1 protein-coding gene is annotated in these 215 nt (G+C 69.3%); it reads left to right on the top strand.

All coding sequences use genetic code 11. From position 1 onward, the window contains the following. Positions 1 to 215, top strand: a 215-nt coding sequence (locus O2W18_RS21610) for a methyl-accepting chemotaxis protein (RefSeq protein WP_269189476.1), incomplete at both ends; no start/stop codon positions are given.

Genomic DNA, 215 nt, shown 5'->3' on the forward strand with positions numbered 1-215 from the left:
TCGATCCGGGAGATCTCCCAGAACGCGAACGAGGCGGCTCGGGTGGCGGCGCAGGCGGTGGCGGAGGCGGAGACGACCAACGCCACGGTGATGAAGCTGGGTGACTCCTCGCGGGAGATCGGCAACGTGATCAAGGTGATCACCTCGATCGCGGAGCAGACGAACCTGCTGGCGCTGAACGCCACGATCGAGGCGGCGCGGGCCGGCGAGGCCGG

It is taken from the genome of Modestobacter sp. VKM Ac-2983, from assembly GCF_026967885.1.
Classification (GTDB): domain Bacteria; phylum Actinomycetota; class Actinomycetes; order Mycobacteriales; family Geodermatophilaceae; genus Modestobacter.